This is a genomic window from Butyrivibrio sp. AE3006, assembly GCF_000424165.1.
In the GTDB taxonomy this organism is placed as follows: Bacteria; Bacillota; Clostridia; order Lachnospirales; family Lachnospiraceae; genus Butyrivibrio.
The window spans coordinates 1-2525 of sequence record NZ_AUJJ01000040.1 but is presented as its reverse complement, the minus strand read 5'-3'; the positions used below and the strand labels follow the sequence as shown (position 1 = coordinate 2525).

At 37.1% G+C, this 2525-nt stretch carries 2 protein-coding genes; both read right to left on the bottom strand.

What is annotated here, in order from left to right:
• Positions 1 to 275: 275 nt before the first annotated feature.
• Entirely contained in the window at positions 276 to 1427 is a 1152-nt protein-coding gene (locus tag G603_RS0115665; protein ID WP_026670818.1) for an IS91 family transposase, read from the bottom strand.
• A complete protein-coding gene (locus G603_RS0115660; RefSeq protein WP_026670817.1) occupies positions 1420 to 2268 on the bottom strand; it encodes a tyrosine-type recombinase/integrase in 849 nt (282 codons plus the stop codon). The genes G603_RS0115665 and G603_RS0115660 overlap by 8 nt, the downstream gene beginning before the upstream one ends.
• Positions 2269 to 2525 lie beyond the last annotated feature (257 nt).

Genomic DNA, 2525 nt, shown 5'->3' with positions numbered 1-2525 from the left:
AATTCTTTAGGTTAGAATCGCTGTAAGGTCAAACGAAAAAGCAGCTTGAATTATAACAATAACTGCCCTTTCGTTTGATCTTATTGCGATTTAACCTAATTGAACAAAGTAAGCGTCCGTGGAGCCTATACATATGGGGTTTCAATTCCTGGAGCTTACCAGTTTTACTGCCTAATTAGATAATAGCATACCTTATGTCTTTTGTTTTTTATATTTTAGGGTATCAGAAATAAACCTCCCATATGCGAGGTTTTTGTAAGTATTATTCCTGTATATCAACAAAGTAACGGTTTCTGTCTATGATGATCAATCACTTTTCCGCCACAATGCTTGCATATTCCGACCTTGAATCCCCATAGGTGATCCAATATCTGAGAGGATGTCATATTCCTAAGCTCGGATATATACTTCTTACAACCAAGTTGATTTCTGCATAAAGTAAGATTGCTGTTCTTCATGCGGCTGCAAAGCAATCCATAATGCCTTATTCTTACAAAACGCTTTGGCGGAACATGCATAAGAAATCGCCTTATAAATTCAACTCCACTTATAGTAAGTTCCTTCCATTTGCCTTCATTACGGTAGTCTTTAACGGAAAATGTGACATTTTCACCATTGATGCGAATGATTCTGTAGTTGCTAATGGCAATCCTATGAGTATATTTGCCAAGGTATTTAATTACTGATTGAGCACCATTGAATGTTTTCTTGCAATGAGGAATCCATTCCTTAGAATAGCAGGTATCAATTAATGATTTAAACTCATAGCTATTCTGATATTTTTCTGATGAACCATAAAACTTTAGCTTTCCATCTTCCCACAGACTTTTTAATTCTTCCATGTATTTTCCGCGAAAAACTTTGGAGATAACCTGTACCGGGAGAAAGAACTTATCACCTTTATCTTTCCAATGTTTGTTCTTATCAAGGCCTCCACCCAAAAGTATTGTGTGTATGTGAGGGTGGTAATTCATCTCTGATCCCCATGTGTGAAGTATGCAGATATATCCAACATTTGCACCAAGGTATTTATCCTGAACAGAGAGATCGTTTATAGTGGCTGAAGCAGCATGGTACAACGTATCATAAAGAAGCTTTTGATTGCTGTAGATAATAGGATTCAACTCAGCTGGAACAGTAAATACCAGATGGAAATATGGAGCATCTAAAACATCTTCCTTTCGCATATCCATCCACTTTTCTTTAGGAAGAGCCTGACACATAGGACAACACCTGTTTCTGCAGGAATTATAGTGGATTGAAATACAACCACAGTCTTCGCATACCTGTACATTTGCCCCCATGCGTGAAGTCTTACAATTCATAATGGCATTTGAAACTTTGGACTGTTCAGCTGATGGTGTATATTTCTCAAGATATTCAGAATAGAATTTCAAAAATATATCTTGGACAGTAGGTTTATTCATTTTTTAGGTCCTCTCTGTCAAAAGGACTCTGAATCCCCATAATACTTTTATTACTTCTGTGGAGATATACCTCTGTAGATCTAGGATCTCTGTGTCCGAGAAGAGTTTGTATATACTTTTGATCAACCCCCTGCTCCATGAGATGTGTTGCAAAGCTGTGTCTAAGACTATGAGGTGTTGCTTTAGCAGTAATACCTGATTCTTTAATGGCTCTGCGCATGACCTGTTCCAGAGTACTTACTGTAAGATATTCTCCTGTGAATCTGTTGGGGAAAAGAATGCCGGTGGGGCGATTTCTCTCAAACCAATAGCGGGTGAGTATATCAAGATTTTTCTTTGAGAGAATTGTATAACGATCCATGCGGTTTTTGGTATTCCGTACATGAATCTGCATGTTTGATCTGGAAATATCATCATAATGCAAGTGTATGACTTCTGATACACGCATTCCAGAAGAATACATAGTTGCAAACATTGCCTTATATTTTATATCCTCAACGTTATCGAGAAAGAGATTAACTTCCTCCAATGTAAGGACTATCGGCAGAGGCTGATCTTTTATCATGCGTGGAACTAAAATCTCATCCCAAAGTATGCCGAGAACAAACTTATAAAAAAAGCGAATTGATGAGTTATAGAGATTCAAGGTTGTAGCTTTTAACCCTTCATCTTTTTTTCTCAGAAGAAAATCTCGTACATCCTGGCAAGTGAGCTCCTTAGGATCTTTTCCGACATAGTTTAAAAAATAAGCAACATAGTTATGATAGCAGGATATAGAACGTTCCTTAAGATTACGTATTTTTCCTGCTTCATCAAGTTTTTTCAAATATTCATCATACATAGTAAAACCTCCGAAAGTATAGTCATTGATAGGAACAACTAAAACTTCGGAGGTGCATGTACATCAAAATGATGCTTGTACTTTGCACAAGCGAATGATATTCTTTTCATGGCAGTGTTAGTAATGATCCTGTTTGATTGTTAAGTTTCGCGACTACAACAATACTACTATTAGGACTTACTTTCTACTGCCTTTTTGATAAAAAGAAAATCACTGCACACAGCCTAGGCAGGCCATCGCGCAGCGATTTTGTTCAA